13 protein-coding genes are annotated in these 12,534 nt (G+C 31.8%); 7 read left to right on the plus strand and 6 right to left on the minus strand.

Going from position 1 to position 12,534, the window contains the following annotated elements:
• Nucleotides 1-2 precede the first annotated feature (2 nt).
• From ACTTAQ_RS02280 to ACTTAQ_RS02290, 3 genes are read left to right on the plus strand one after another with little or no spacing between them, the layout of a single operon-like run.
• Nucleotides 3-1,172 (plus strand): molybdopterin molybdotransferase MoeA, encoded by a 1,170-nt coding sequence (locus ACTTAQ_RS02280; protein WP_440695182.1) that lies wholly within the window; start codon nucleotides 3-5, stop codon nucleotides 1,170-1,172.
• Entirely contained in the window at nucleotides 1,162-1,428 is a 267-nt protein-coding gene (locus tag ACTTAQ_RS02285) for a MoaD/ThiS family protein (RefSeq protein WP_440695184.1), read from the plus strand. The genes ACTTAQ_RS02280 and ACTTAQ_RS02285 overlap by 11 nt, the downstream gene beginning before the upstream one ends.
• The gene (locus tag ACTTAQ_RS02290) at nucleotides 1,428-1,871 is read left to right on the plus strand and encodes a molybdopterin synthase catalytic subunit (RefSeq protein ID WP_440695186.1); all 444 of its coding nucleotides are present in this window, start codon (nucleotides 1,428-1,430) and stop codon (nucleotides 1,869-1,871) included. Before ACTTAQ_RS02285 ends, ACTTAQ_RS02290 begins: the two co-directional genes overlap by 1 nt.
• On the opposite strand, the gene ACTTAQ_RS02295 is transcribed toward ACTTAQ_RS02290, so the two are convergent.
• Genes ACTTAQ_RS02295 through ACTTAQ_RS02320 form a run of 6 tightly spaced genes read right to left on the minus strand, consistent with a single transcriptional unit; the run spans nucleotide 1,861 to nucleotide 7,784 of the window.
• On the minus strand, nucleotides 1,861-2,634 hold the full coding sequence (locus ACTTAQ_RS02295; RefSeq protein ID WP_440695188.1) for a sulfite exporter TauE/SafE family protein: 774 nt from the start codon (nucleotides 2,632-2,634) through the stop codon (nucleotides 1,861-1,863). The two genes, ACTTAQ_RS02290 and ACTTAQ_RS02295, sit on opposite strands and share 11 nt — an antisense overlap.
• A gap of 8 nt (nucleotides 2,635-2,642) precedes the next feature.
• Nucleotides 2,643-3,995, minus strand: a complete 1,353-nt coding sequence (locus ACTTAQ_RS02300) for an MmgE/PrpD family protein (RefSeq protein ID WP_440695190.1) — start codon at nucleotides 3,993-3,995, stop codon at nucleotides 2,643-2,645.
• Nucleotides 3,992-4,756, minus strand: coding sequence for an SDR family NAD(P)-dependent oxidoreductase (locus ACTTAQ_RS02305; protein WP_440695192.1), 765 nt, complete (start codon nucleotides 4,754-4,756; stop codon nucleotides 3,992-3,994). Before ACTTAQ_RS02305 ends, ACTTAQ_RS02300 begins: the two co-directional genes overlap by 4 nt.
• A gap of 1 nt (nucleotide 4,757) precedes the next feature.
• Nucleotides 4,758-6,245 (minus strand): tripartite tricarboxylate transporter permease, encoded by a 1,488-nt coding sequence (locus tag ACTTAQ_RS02310; protein ID WP_440695193.1) that lies wholly within the window; start codon nucleotides 6,243-6,245, stop codon nucleotides 4,758-4,760.
• A 2-nt stretch (nucleotides 6,246-6,247) separates the two neighbouring features.
• Nucleotides 6,248-6,772 (minus strand): tripartite tricarboxylate transporter TctB family protein, encoded by a 525-nt coding sequence (locus ACTTAQ_RS02315; RefSeq protein WP_440695195.1) that lies wholly within the window; start codon nucleotides 6,770-6,772, stop codon nucleotides 6,248-6,250.
• 13 nt (nucleotides 6,773-6,785) lie between these two features.
• Nucleotides 6,786-7,784, minus strand: a complete 999-nt coding sequence (locus ACTTAQ_RS02320; RefSeq protein WP_440695197.1) for a tripartite tricarboxylate transporter substrate-binding protein — start codon at nucleotides 7,782-7,784, stop codon at nucleotides 6,786-6,788.
• A gap of 115 nt (nucleotides 7,785-7,899) precedes the next feature.
• Here ACTTAQ_RS02320 and ACTTAQ_RS02325 point away from each other — a divergent pair, with 115 nt between their 5' ends.
• The 4 genes from ACTTAQ_RS02325 to ACTTAQ_RS02340 are packed head-to-tail and all read left to right on the plus strand — an operon-like array spanning nucleotide 7,900 to nucleotide 12,519.
• Nucleotides 7,900-9,411, plus strand: coding sequence for an MmgE/PrpD family protein (locus ACTTAQ_RS02325; RefSeq protein ID WP_440695199.1), 1,512 nt, complete (start codon nucleotides 7,900-7,902; stop codon nucleotides 9,409-9,411).
• Nucleotides 9,411-10,760: an MmgE/PrpD family protein gene (locus tag ACTTAQ_RS02330; protein ID WP_440695201.1), complete on the plus strand. Its 1,350-nt coding sequence runs from the start codon at nucleotides 9,411-9,413 to the stop codon at nucleotides 10,758-10,760. The genes ACTTAQ_RS02325 and ACTTAQ_RS02330 overlap by 1 nt, the downstream gene beginning before the upstream one ends.
• Nucleotides 10,757-11,767 carry a YeiH family protein gene (locus ACTTAQ_RS02335; RefSeq protein WP_440695203.1) on the plus strand — a complete coding sequence of 337 codons (1,011 nt, stop codon included), beginning with the start codon at nucleotides 10,757-10,759 and terminating at the stop codon, nucleotides 11,765-11,767. The genes ACTTAQ_RS02330 and ACTTAQ_RS02335 overlap by 4 nt, the downstream gene beginning before the upstream one ends.
• The gene (locus ACTTAQ_RS02340) at nucleotides 11,767-12,519 is read left to right on the plus strand and encodes a sulfite exporter TauE/SafE family protein (protein ID WP_440695205.1); all 753 of its coding nucleotides are present in this window, start codon (nucleotides 11,767-11,769) and stop codon (nucleotides 12,517-12,519) included. Before ACTTAQ_RS02335 ends, ACTTAQ_RS02340 begins: the two co-directional genes overlap by 1 nt.
• Nucleotides 12,520-12,534: the final 15 nt, after the last annotated feature.

The raw sequence follows: 12,534 nt of genomic DNA on the forward strand, positions 1-12,534 counted from the left end.
TCATGACTTCATATAAAGAAGCTCTTCAGAAAGTTCTCAAAACTTCAAAAAAAAATAAAGTAAAAAAATACACTAAAGATCTAAATAACGAGGTTTTAGCTGAAAACATCAAAGCAAAGAGAAATAACCCATTTTATAATAATAGTTTATTAGATGGGTTTGCGTTTAAATCTTCGGACACGGTTAAAAATAGTTTTTTTAAAATTAATGGAGCGCTTGCAGTTGGAGAAAAAAAAACAATTCAATACGTTAAAAATACCTGTTACCGCATAAGCACAGGTGGAAAAATTATAGCCCCTTTCGATTGTATGCTGCCTTATGAACAAGTTGAGGTTATTGATGGACTGGTTCAAATTCGTGCAAAAATAAGGAAATATCAAAATGTTAGATTAGAAGGATCAGACTTTAAAAAGGGCAAGGTATTAATAAAAAAAAATGAAAAATTATCTCCAGCAAAAAAATTATTAATTAAATCATCAGGAAATCACATCACATCAACTTACGAAACACCAAACGTTGTATTATTTAGCTCTGGTGATGAAATTTCAGATCACATTGAAAACAATGAAAAAGTTATAAATTCTATACCTGAATATTTTAAAAGCTTTTCATCAAAATTTAACTTTAACTTTACTTACCTTGGAATTGTCAAAGATAACCATAAGGCAATTAATAATGTTTTTTCAAAAATTAAGAATTTAAAAAATACAATTATCATTTCAACAGGCGGGGTATCTGCTGGTCATAAAGACTATTTTCCTAAATTTTTAAAACAACAAAAATATAAAATTCAATTTCACAGAATTGGAATGCAGCCAGGTAGACCTACCCTATTCGCAGTCAAGGATAGTAAATATTATTTTGGCTTACCTGGAAATCCTATATCAACAATTGTAGGATTTCATTTCTTGGTCGTCCCTTTAATACTTTCTATGCAAAACCGAAAGGTTGGTTTTAAAACTGCAAAATTATTACATAATTATAAAAAAAACCCTCAGTTAACTGAATTGCGAAGAGCATTTGTTAATCAAAAGGGAGTAAAAATTATTCCTGATCAAGAGTCTTACAAACTTAATAGTTTGGTCAAAGCAAACTGCTGGTTATTACTTGATCAAAAAAATAAAATAATTAAAAAAGGTGATCTAGTAAAATTAATTGATTATGAAAATTAAAGTAGAATTATTTGGTGTTTGTAGAGAGCTTTCTGATAAAGACCATATTGATCTTGAGTTAAATGAAAATTCTAAAATTAAAGATGTTAGAGATCTAATGATTGAAATTGTTAAAACTAAATTTCCAGAAAATAATAATTACTTAGAAATGGTTAAGAAATCTGCATTTAGCTCAAAAGATGAAATTGTTGAAGATGCTTATAAATTACAAAACAATGATGCTGTATCAATTATACCGCCAATAGGAGGTGGGTAATGTTTCATTGTGATGTAGTAGATATAAAAAATATTTCTTTAGATAAGGCTCAAAAATTTATTGAGTCACATAAATGTGGTGCATCTTTATTTTTTATTGGAACAGTAAGAGATCATAATAATGAAAAAGAAGTCACAGGAATTACTTATGACTCCCATGATGTAATGGTGAAAAGAAGTTTTGAAGAAATATATAATGAAGCAATTAAGAAATTAGATTTACAACATCCAGTAGCATTTGTAGAACACGCTAAAGGCTATGTGCCACTTGGTGGAATTTCAATTATTATTGCTGTTGCATGCAAGCATAGAAAACAAGTCTACGATTTTTCAAGATTCATTATCGAAGAAATTAAAAAAAGAACACCTATCTGGAAGAAAGAGCATTACAAAAGTGAAGATGCTGAGTGGCTAGATGGGCAAAAATTAGAAATTAAAAAGTAAATGCTCTATAAATCATAGCTGCACCACCCAATATAACACATACTTCGATTATAATTGTATGTAACTTGACCCCAAGTTTATCAGCAATTTTTTTAGCAGTATAAGATCCAAAAATCGAAACAATACCAATCATTGATCCAACATAAAGAGCATCAAGATTTAACAATCCAAGATTCCAAAATGAAATTAATCGAATAATAACATTAATCAGCGTAATAAAAGAATCTGTTCCTATAATTTGCGCACCGACCATTCCATTTGCAGCTAATGCTGTAAGTAATACTGATCCAGGTCCTAAAATAACTCCACTTATAGTACCATAGAATACAGCCATTACTCCCAAACCAAACCATCCAATATTTAGATTAATTTTTTTAAATACTCTTCTTAAGATAACAATAAACGCTAATCCAAAACCTAGACAAAAATATAAAGTCTTAGGTGAAACTGCTGCATAAAAATTTGTACCAGCAATTAGAAAAGGTGTTGAGATAACTGCAAAATAAATACCTTTTTTCCAGAAAATATTTTTTCTGTAATAGTACATTCTTGAAAAATTAGAGAATAAAACAAAAACTGACATTAATGGAACAAGTAACTTGATTGGAATAAATGGTGACACCAAAAGACCAAGTGTCATTCCACCACCATATCCGGATATTCCCGAAACCACTGATGCAAAATAAGCGGTTAAAATTAAAATACTCAATTCAAAAAAACCAAGACTTGCAAATAACGCTGCAATATCAAAATCAGTTTCCATAATATTAATTATTGAATAATAATTTTTGTAAAATCTGGTTTTTGAAAAATTGTATCAACAAAAGAATTTAAATTTTTTATTTCTTTATCACTTATTTTAGAAAATTTTAAATTTGCTTGATATTTTTTCTCAATGTCTTCTTTGGTAACAGGTTGTTTTCGGCCACCTCTGAAACACGGCTGATGCTCTTCAAAAACTCCATCATCAGTTTCACAAATCAACGTTCCAGTGTAATTTTTTGGGTATTCATCATTAGGGTCAATCTCATATTGAACTTTATTAGCTAATTCTAAAATCTCTTTGTCTTTAATACTTTGTTCATTAAATTCGCTTAGACCCGCATCACCTCTTAAAAAACCAACTGCAACACAATATGGAACAGAGAATTTAGCTGAATATGGAGTGGATGGATTTTTCTTTTCTTTTGAAGGTTCCCATAATCTATGAACTGTTCCCTCTCCAACTTTTGCTAAAATTGATTTAATTTTTTTTGGATCTTTTACTTTTTCTTTTAATTTTACAGCACAATCTACAAATGGTTGAGCCATAGTTCCGCAGGCATAAGGTTTAAATGCTAAATTTTCTGTCTCCCATCTTGATCCTAACTTGTCAGTTAAATGAGAATAATCTCTTTCAATCTCTCTTAATGCAAATGCTTTAAAGAAACCATGCTCACCTTCAAATACTGTTCTTGGACCATAAAAATCAGATTTTGCCATTAAAGCCGCATTCATTCCTGAATTTGCAGACCAACCTGGATGTACTCTTTTGGTCCACGATCCTTCAGCTAAGTATTCAATAATACCAGAAGTAAAACTTCCTGCTACTCCAAGTGCAGATGATATTTGTTTTTCTGACATATCAAGAACTGATGACAAACCTACAGCAACTCCAAAAGTTCCACATACAGCTGTTGGATGAAAACATTGTTTGTGCATCGCTGTAGGAGCAACTAACGCTAATCTACAAATAAGTTCAGAACCTACAATCATTCCCTTTAAAATTTGATCTCCAGATAAATTAAATTTTTGTGCAGCAGATAACATTGCTGGTATCATGGATGCTCCAACATGCATTGGATTACCTTCGAATGTATCATCAAAATCTTCTCCGTGTGCAGCGGTCCCAGCAATGATCGCCGCTGAAAACATATCAAAATCTTTTCCGTGACCAAGAGAGATAAGAGAGCCTGTTCCTTTATAAGTTTTTACTAAACTTTGAACATAATTCTCATTTCTAGCAGAAACGATGACTCCGCAAATATCTTTAAATAAAAACTCTAAAGTTTTTCTTGATTTATCTGAAATATCTTTTGTTGAAAGGGATTTTGCCCAACTTGAAAACTCTTCGGCTATTGTCATGGGGTATAGCTACCACCATTAACGTGTAATGTTTGGCCATTAATATAATCAGCTTCTTTTTTGCACAGGTTGGCAATCACCTCTGCAACTTCATCAGGATTTCCAAATCTATTAAGAACAAGATTTGGTGTTTGAGGATGTCTTAACCAATGACCTTTAAGAGCTTTTTCTTTACTGTCAAAATCTTCTATAAAACCAGGTACAACGCAGTTGCACGTAACACCTCGTTCTAAAAACTCCATACTTACAGCTTTTGTTAAACCAATTAATGCAGCTTTTGAAGTTACAACATGCGCTCTTTCTTTAGCTCCGATGTGAGCTGATAAACCACCAATATTAATAACTCGCCCCCACTTTTGTTTAGTCATGTGACCTATTAATGCTTGTGTACAAAGAAATGATGCATCAACATTTACAGTCATTACTCTCTTCCAATCTTCATAGGTGATTTTCTCAAAATCATCATGAATTCTTAGACCTGCATTATTAATTAAAACCGAAGGAGTTCCTAACTTTTCAGCAGCACTTTTAATTTTATCAATTGTTTTAATATTTTCTAAATCGCCATCAATAAAATCAGATTGAACTCCATATTCCTTAACGATAGCTACAGTTTTTTTTGCTTCATCAATACTTTTTCCACCTGTATGAATAAGAATATTAAAACCTTGATCAGCTAATTTTTTGGCTGTTGCACGGCCAATTTTTTTAGCACCACCAGTAATAATAACGACTTTGTCTTTGTTAAAATCTTTAGACAAATTATGACTTTGTTGAAGAGAATTTTTTTCTTATCTGTCCCCAAAAAGGAGTTGATAAGCTCACAAAGGTTAATATGAAAAAGAAAATAAAAACACCGCTATCAAAGAAATTCATAAAATTGTTTTCGTAAATGACCATTGATTGAGTGAAAGTTTCTTCTACCATTTTACCAAGAATTAATCCCATCACGAATGGCGCTGGTGAAAAACCATTTCTTAAAGCGAAATAACCAATAATACCAGATATCAACATAACCCAAACATCAAAGAATGCAGAACTATAAGCGTATGAACCAATTAACGAAAAAACAAATACTGATGGCCATAAAAATCTTTTAGGAACAAATGTAACATAAGAAAAAAACCTTGCTCCAACTAAACCAATTGCTAAAAAACCAATATTTGCAAATAACATAGCGCCAAATATTGCATGAACTAAGTGTGGTGTTTCGGTAATTAAATAAGGACCTGGTCTAAAGCCGTGCATAACAAGAGCAGCTAATATTAGTGCTGTTGTTCCACTGCCTGGGATACCTAGTGCTAGTGTTGGAACCATAGCTCCTCCAGCTGCTGCATTATTCGCAGCTTCTGGTCCTACTATTCCCTCTGCATGACCTGTTCCAAATTTTTCTGGTGTTTTGGACCATCGCTTTGCTTCATTATAACCCATCATAGCGGCTACCGTTGAACCTTCAGCTGGTAAAATTCCAATGAAAGTTCCAAGACCTGAAGATCTTAAAATTGTACCTTTTAAAGCTTTCAATTCTGCTATTGTTGGAAGTCTTAAAGCTTTTGCATTCATTCTTTCAACCGCAGCATTTAAAGTTCTTGATTGGTTTAATAATTCTGACATTGCAAATAAACCAATTAATACAGGCACGAATTTTATTCCTTCAGTTAATTCATCTACGCCAAAATCAAATCTTTCAACGCCTGTTGCCAAATGAACACCGATCGTTGAAATTAAAACACCCATAACACCTGCGATTAAATTTCTAATAGATGACTTTCCGCTCATTGCAGCTAACATCGACAACGCAAATAAAGTTAATCCAAAATATTCGACTGGACCAAATTTTAATGCAATTTCTGCAAGCACCGGTGTTGCCATTAAAAAGATAATAATTGCTATAATACCACCTATCACACTTGATATTGCAGCTAAACCCAATGCTCTTCCCGGTTCACCATTTTTTGCCATCTGATAACCGTCTAATGCAGTCGCAACTGCTGGTGGTGCACCCGGAGCATTAATTAATATCGCTGTGATTGATCCTCCAAAAGTACCGGCACAATATAAAGCAGCCATCATTGAAATTGACGCTACTGGATCAAGACTAATTGTAAATGGCATTAATAATGCGATAGCCATTGGTGAGCTTAAACCTGGTAGGGCGCCAACTAAAACACCAATTAAAACGCCACCAAATATAAGTAAAATATTTTTAAACTCTAATATTAATCCAAACCCTTTTATTACATCTTCCATAACTATTTTAAAAATACCTCCAGTAATCCAGGAGCAAAATACAAACCCAGAAGTTGATTAAACAAGAACCAGACAAAAGCTGGAAATAAAAGTGCATAAATTGCAACAGCAATATAATTTTTTTCACCCCAGACAAGAGGCAAAAGTAAACAGGTTACAAACATAGTTAATACCGCTCCAAGAAAATCTGTTAAAAAAACAATTGTAAGTAATAAAAAAATTGTAATCCAAGTAATTGGTAAAGTTTTTACATTTCTCTCTTTATCTATCTTTGCCACTTTTTGTGGAGTAATTTTAAATTCAAATGGAATAATTGCAGTTAAAAAAAGTAGAATAACAACTAAAATTTTTGGAAATACATCGGCATTTATTGTATCCCCTAATACTAATGGTGCTGGAGGAAATTTTCCAGCTTCATAATAAACAAACGCTCCAAATGCAACAAGCACAAGAGCTAAATATAAATCTTTTCTGTGAAAAAACTTTGCGCCTGAATTTTCAGGCGCAAAGTTAGATTCTTTTGACATATATTAACTTTAATTATTTAGTTAATCCTAGGCCTTTAAGAGCGGCTGCAGCTTTTTTGTAATTTTCTTTTAGCTGCTTGTCCCAAACTTCAGTACCAGCTGGACTAGTTTTTGGATCAAGACCCGCACCTTTTAGATAAGTCGCAAAAGTTTCATGCTTCATTGCTTTTACTAAACCTTTTGAAATCTCATCAATAGTCGATTGTGGTGTTCCTTTTAAAACAGCATAACCTCTTGTAGTTACAACTTTAACTTCATGACCCATTTCGTATGAAGTAGGCACTTTTTTAAAGTCTGACATTTTTTTATCATGTAACAAAATGATTGGCTTAATTTTTTTAGCTTCAATCATTGCAACCGCTTCTGAAGGATTCAATAAAGTCGCTTCAATTTTTCCAGATACTAAAGCTTGTAAACTTTGTGCACCTGAACCAAATGAAACAGCTTTAAATGGAACTCCAGCTGCTTGAGAGTAAGTGTACATTCCAATATGCTCAGTACCACCTATTGATGCTATACCAGTAACAATTGGCTTTTTCTTTGCTCTTTTAATGAACTTTTTAATATTGCTTAACTCTTTATTTTTAGCGTTAACAACAATAAAATTTGGCTCTTCCATTGCTCTAGCAACACCCACAAGATCACCGATCTTCATGTTTGATTTGCCCCTAGCCATTGTATACAAATGAGACTCTGTAAGAGCCATAATTGTACAACCATCTTTTGGTCTAGTTAGAGTATAATTTTGAGCTTTTGCACCAGAACCACCTCTTTTTCCAACAACCTGAATGTCGGTATTTAGAGTTCTTCTTGTTCTAATAGACATCATTCTAGCTGTCGTGTCTGTACCTCCACCATAAGAAGCATGGATAACAACTTGAATTAAACCATTGCATGTTTTTTTAGCATACGTTGGATGCTTTTTTGCAAATGATTCTGTAGCTAATGACGAAACTATTAGTGTAGATAATGCAACAAAGCTAAAAAGCTTTTTGAATTTTAAATTGAACATTTATCCCCCTTTAGTTTTTTAATTGATCAATTAAATTTACAGAAAATTAACATATGTCTATAAGATATCAATATGCAAAACTTCGTTTCACATTATGAAACTAAAAACAAAATAAATGAAAAAATTTAAGATAAATATTCAAAAACCTGGTGAGAAACTAATTAAAAATAATCAATTAGCATATCGCATTGCCACAATGGCATCTGAAGATTGGCGATTAACGAATGAAATAATCGAAATGGTTGGTAATAGAATTATAGATAATGCTGGAGTTGCAGTAGCAGCTTTAAATAGAGAGGCTGTTAAAATCGCAAGAGCTCAAGCTATGCAGTTTGAGAATAAGCATGGAGCTACTCTTTTTGGAATTCAAGATAATAAAAAGTACGACTGTCAGTGGGCGGCTTGGGCAAACGCAGTTGCTGTTAGAGAACTGGATTTTCATGATAATATTATGGCTAAAGAAACTTGTCATCCAGGAGATTGTATCCCAACAATTTTAGCTGTAGCTCAACAAAAAAATTGTAATGGTGAAGATTTAGTAAAAGCAATTGCAACAAGCTACGAAACACAATTAAGATTATCCATGTCAATTGCGTTAAATCCAAATCGAATAGATCATGTTGGTCACCTGGGTCCTTCAATTACTAGTGGATTAGGTAAACTTCTAAAATTAGATGCTGATACTATCTATCAGGCAATTCAATGGAGTGCACATACATCAATTTTCACAAGACAAGGAAGAAAAGGTGAGCTTTCAAGTTGGAAAGCTTATGCGCCAGGTCTAGTTGGAAAAAATGCAATCGATGCAATTGATAGAGCAATTCGTGGTGACACCTCTCCTAGTCCAGTATGGGAAGGTGATTACGGAATCATTCCAATATTATTAAAAAAAAATAATGATGATTTAGATATTGAGTTACCTGTTGGAGATGAACCTAGAAAAGGAATTTTAGGAACATTTACTAAAGAACATTCAGCTGGATACCACGGAAACTCTTTAATCGATATTGCATTTAATATGAGAAAAAAAATTAAAGATACTAAAGAGATTAGTAAAATTAATATTCATAGTAAACAATATACCCATATTGTAATGGGCAGTGGAAGTAATGATAAAGAAAAATATAGCCCTAAAGCAACACGTGAAACATTAGACCATTCAGCTATGTATATATTTGCTGTAGCGCTTGAGGATGGAGAGTGGCACCATGAAAAAAGTTACAGCGAAGAAAGAAAAAATAGAAAAGAAACTGTAGAACTTTGGAATAAAATTGAAACTTTTGAAAGTCCTGAATGGAATAAAAAGTATTATGATGAACCAGATCCTTTAAAAAAAGCTCAAGGTGCAAAAGTTGAAATTATTTTAAAAAATGGTGAAAAAATTGTTGATAGTTTAGAATTTGCAAATGCTCATCCAAGTGGCAAAACCCCATTTGGAAGACCAGAATATATTAAAAAAACGGAACCTTTGTTTGAAAGCATGGTAAATGAAAAAGAACAAAAAAGATTTTTAGATTTAATAAATAATTTGAAAAGTCTTTCTTTTGATGATGTAAAAAAACTTAATGTAATGTGTGATGAAAATAAAATTAATTTTGATAAAAATAATATTAAAGGGATTTATTAATGGATATTCAACAAACGCTCACAAAATATATATCTGAAGCATTATCACACGAATTACCAAAAGAGACTGAATTAAATACAAGGTTTCATCTATTAGATACCATGGTTGCTATTCTAACAGGAAGGCTTTTGCCTCCGGGTAAAAAAGGTTTTGAATTTTCTAAAAATCAAGGCGGTCCTAAAGAAGCAACATTATTAGGTAATGATATTAAGGTGTCTGCAATTCATGCAGGCTTTGCAAATGGAATGGCAGCGCACGCAAACGAAACTGATGACTCTCATACAAATGGTAGGTTTCATCCAGGATGTGCAATTGTTCCGGCAACATTAGCAATTGCTGAAAGAGAAAATTTAAGTTCTAAAGAAATTTTAAAAGCAATCGCACTTGGGTATGATATTGGCGTTAGAATTACCACAAGCTTAGGTTATGAAACTCCAAAAAAAACAATCTTTGCAACACATAGTTTAGGTCCAATTTTTGGGTGCGCAGCATCAGCTGGCGCATTGTTAAAGTTAAACCATCAACAATGTAATTATTTATTATCTTATACGATACAACAAGCTTCAGGTTTAGCTTGTTGGAATAGAGATCCTGATCACATTGAAAAGGCATTTGTATTTTCTGGAATGACAACAAGAAATGCAATTTATTCAGCGCTTCTTGCAAAAGAAAACTTTACATCCGTAACTGATCCACTTCTGGGAGAAAGAGGCTTTCATGAAGGTTTTGCTCATAATCCTAAACCTGATTTAATAATAAGTGAACTTGGAAAAAAATTTGAGATTGATCATTCTTCTTTAAAAAAATGGTCGGTAGGATCTCCTATTCAATCCATGATGGATGCAGTTGAATATCTTTTAAAAAATAATGATTTTGATCATAAAGATATCAAAGAGCTTACAATTGAAATACCATCAGACCGTTTTCATATTGTGAATGACAGAAAAATTCCTTCGATAAGTGCACAACATTTAATTGCTGTGCATTTAATTAAAAAGACTATGGGATACGAAGAGGCTCATGATGAAAATCTTTTTAATGATCCAGAAGTAGTAGCATTAAGAAAAAAAATTAAATCAGTATCAAGTGATGAATTAGCCAAAGCTAGACCTGAAAGACAATCAAAATTAACAATAATACTTAATGATGGTAAAAAGCTTTTTTATCATGCAAGTTCAGTCAGAGGAACACCGGATAATCCAATGGATAAAAATGACATCACTGCAAAATCTAAAAGATTATTTAAAGTATTTAATAATTCTAAAACTGATGATCTAATTGATTGTATTTTAAATAAGGACTTTACGATTAAAGAATTTGTTGAGCTTTCAAACTTAAATATTTCATGAAAAAAAATTTTTTGATTGCTACTTTTGTCGTAGCGATAGCCGAGTATATATCTGCACTATTATCTGATTATTCAATTGTGATATCATCTGCAATTGTATGTATCCTTGCGGGGCTTTTGATTAATCATTTTCAAATAAGTAACTTTGAAAATATTAATAATATTTTAACCAAAAATTTTTTAAAAATTGGAGTTGCTTTAATTGGAATTAAAATCAGTTTTTTTGAGTTTTATAATTACGCAAGTATTTCTTTTTTTATTATAGTTTTAAATTTTGTTTTAATTTTTATTTTAATTAAAGTTTTAAACTCATTTCTTGACTCAAATAAAGGAATGATAAATTTATTAGGAATCGGCTCTGCAGTATGCGGTATTACAGCTATTATGGCAGCAAGCTCGGTCATGAATAATAAAAAAAATGATATTACATGCGCAGTTGCTGTCATTACTCTGATTGGAACTTTATCTGTATTTGTTTCTCCATTTTTTGCAAATCTGATTTTTGAACAAGAACAAATCAAAGCGGGCATACTGCTTGGCGCAACAATTCATGATACATCTCAAGTAACAGCTGCAGGTACTATTTTTCAAAATATTTATGGTGATGCTCAATCTTTTAATTCAACAATATCAACAAAATTACTTAGAAATTCTTTTTTAATTATTTTGATACCTTTGCTGACGTTTTATTATTCATCTCAAGAACAAAAAAACAAATTAAAATTTTTTAATCTAATTCCGCCCTTTATTATTTTTTTTATGCTTTTGGCAGTATTTAGAAGTATAGTTGATGCAACAATTGAAGTCTCAATGTTATCTAATTGGGAAAAAATAGTTAGTTTTGTTTCAACGGTTTCTAAATATTTGATATTATTTGCATTATTTGGACTTGGGTCTAGTATTTCCATTAATGATTTAAAAGGATTTGGTTTTAAACCTTTCTTGGTTGGATTTTGTATTAGTGTGGTATTAATTGTTTCTACGACTATTTATTTGAAATTAATTTAGTGGAATTAATAAATTTATATTTGCCAGACTCTGTATCCTTGTCTGGAGCTTTAGCGTTAATATTAATTAATTTATTATGCTCATTTATTTCAACTGCACTTAGCTTAGGTGGAGGGCTTTTAATGCTAGTGAGTTTATCCTTCATTGTACCTCCGGTAGCTTTGGTTCCTGTGCATGGAATAATTCAACTTGGTTCAAATTTTGCAAGAATATTTGTTTCACTCAAAGATTTAGATATAAAAATAATATTACCTTTTATGGGTGGAACGCTAATCGGTTCATTCCTTGGAGCAAATGTTGTGGAAGTCTTATCTCCTGCAATTGGGCAAATTGGAGTGGGATTATTTATATTATACTCATTGTTTGGGAAGTTTCCAAAGCTTGGAAAAAAATATATTTTTTTTGGTGGAATTGCTTCATCTACCATGTCAGTCATGTTTGGAGCCTCGGGACCACTTGTTGCAACTTTAATAAAAAATATGAATTTTAACCCTATAAAACATGTTGCAACACATGGATCAATGATGACTTTTCAGCATTTATTTAAATCTTTTGCATATTTTTTTATTGGGTTTTCTTTTCAACAATATTTGCCATTAGTTACTGTAATGATTTTAGTTGGTTTTCTTGGAACTTATCTTGGAAAATTGGTTCTTATTTCAAAGGGTCAAAGTTATTTTAAAAAAATCTTAAGTATAATTTTATTTTTTGGAGCAATTAGATTGATTTATTTTGGTTTTCACAACCTCTAAAATTTGACTATAATT

The organism is Candidatus Pelagibacter sp. HIMB109 (genome assembly GCF_052048155.1).
Classification (GTDB): Bacteria; Pseudomonadota; Alphaproteobacteria; order Pelagibacterales; family Pelagibacteraceae; genus HIMB114.

What these genes read in the sequence shown, in the direction of transcription:
- ACTTAQ_RS02280 (WP_440695182.1), top strand. Translation starts at nt 3, where the DNA reads ATGACTTCATATAAAGAAGCTCTTCAGAAAGTTCTCAAAACTTCAAAA.
- ACTTAQ_RS02285 (WP_440695184.1), top strand. Translation starts at nt 1,162, where the DNA reads ATGAAAATTAAAGTAGAATTATTTGGTGTTTGTAGAGAGCTTTCTGAT.
- ACTTAQ_RS02290 (WP_440695186.1), top strand. Translation starts at nt 1,428, where the DNA reads ATGTTTCATTGTGATGTAGTAGATATAAAAAATATTTCTTTAGATAAG.
- ACTTAQ_RS02295 (WP_440695188.1), bottom strand. Translation starts at nt 2,634, where the DNA reads ATGGAAACTGATTTTGATATTGCAGCGTTATTTGCAAGTCTTGGTTTT.
- ACTTAQ_RS02300 (WP_440695190.1), bottom strand. Translation starts at nt 3,995, where the DNA reads ATGACAATAGCCGAAGAGTTTTCAAGTTGGGCAAAATCCCTTTCAACA.
- ACTTAQ_RS02310 (WP_440695193.1), bottom strand. Translation starts at nt 6,245, where the DNA reads ATGGAAGATGTAATAAAAGGGTTTGGATTAATATTAGAGTTTAAAAAT.
- ACTTAQ_RS02315 (WP_440695195.1), bottom strand. Translation starts at nt 6,772, where the DNA reads ATGTCAAAAGAATCTAACTTTGCGCCTGAAAATTCAGGCGCAAAGTTT.
- ACTTAQ_RS02320 (WP_440695197.1), bottom strand. Translation starts at nt 7,784, where the DNA reads ATGTTCAATTTAAAATTCAAAAAGCTTTTTAGCTTTGTTGCATTATCT.
- ACTTAQ_RS02325 (WP_440695199.1), top strand. Translation starts at nt 7,900, where the DNA reads ATGAAAAAATTTAAGATAAATATTCAAAAACCTGGTGAGAAACTAATT.
- ACTTAQ_RS02330 (WP_440695201.1), top strand. Translation starts at nt 9,411, where the DNA reads ATGGATATTCAACAAACGCTCACAAAATATATATCTGAAGCATTATCA.
- ACTTAQ_RS02335 (WP_440695203.1), top strand. Translation starts at nt 10,757, where the DNA reads ATGAAAAAAAATTTTTTGATTGCTACTTTTGTCGTAGCGATAGCCGAG.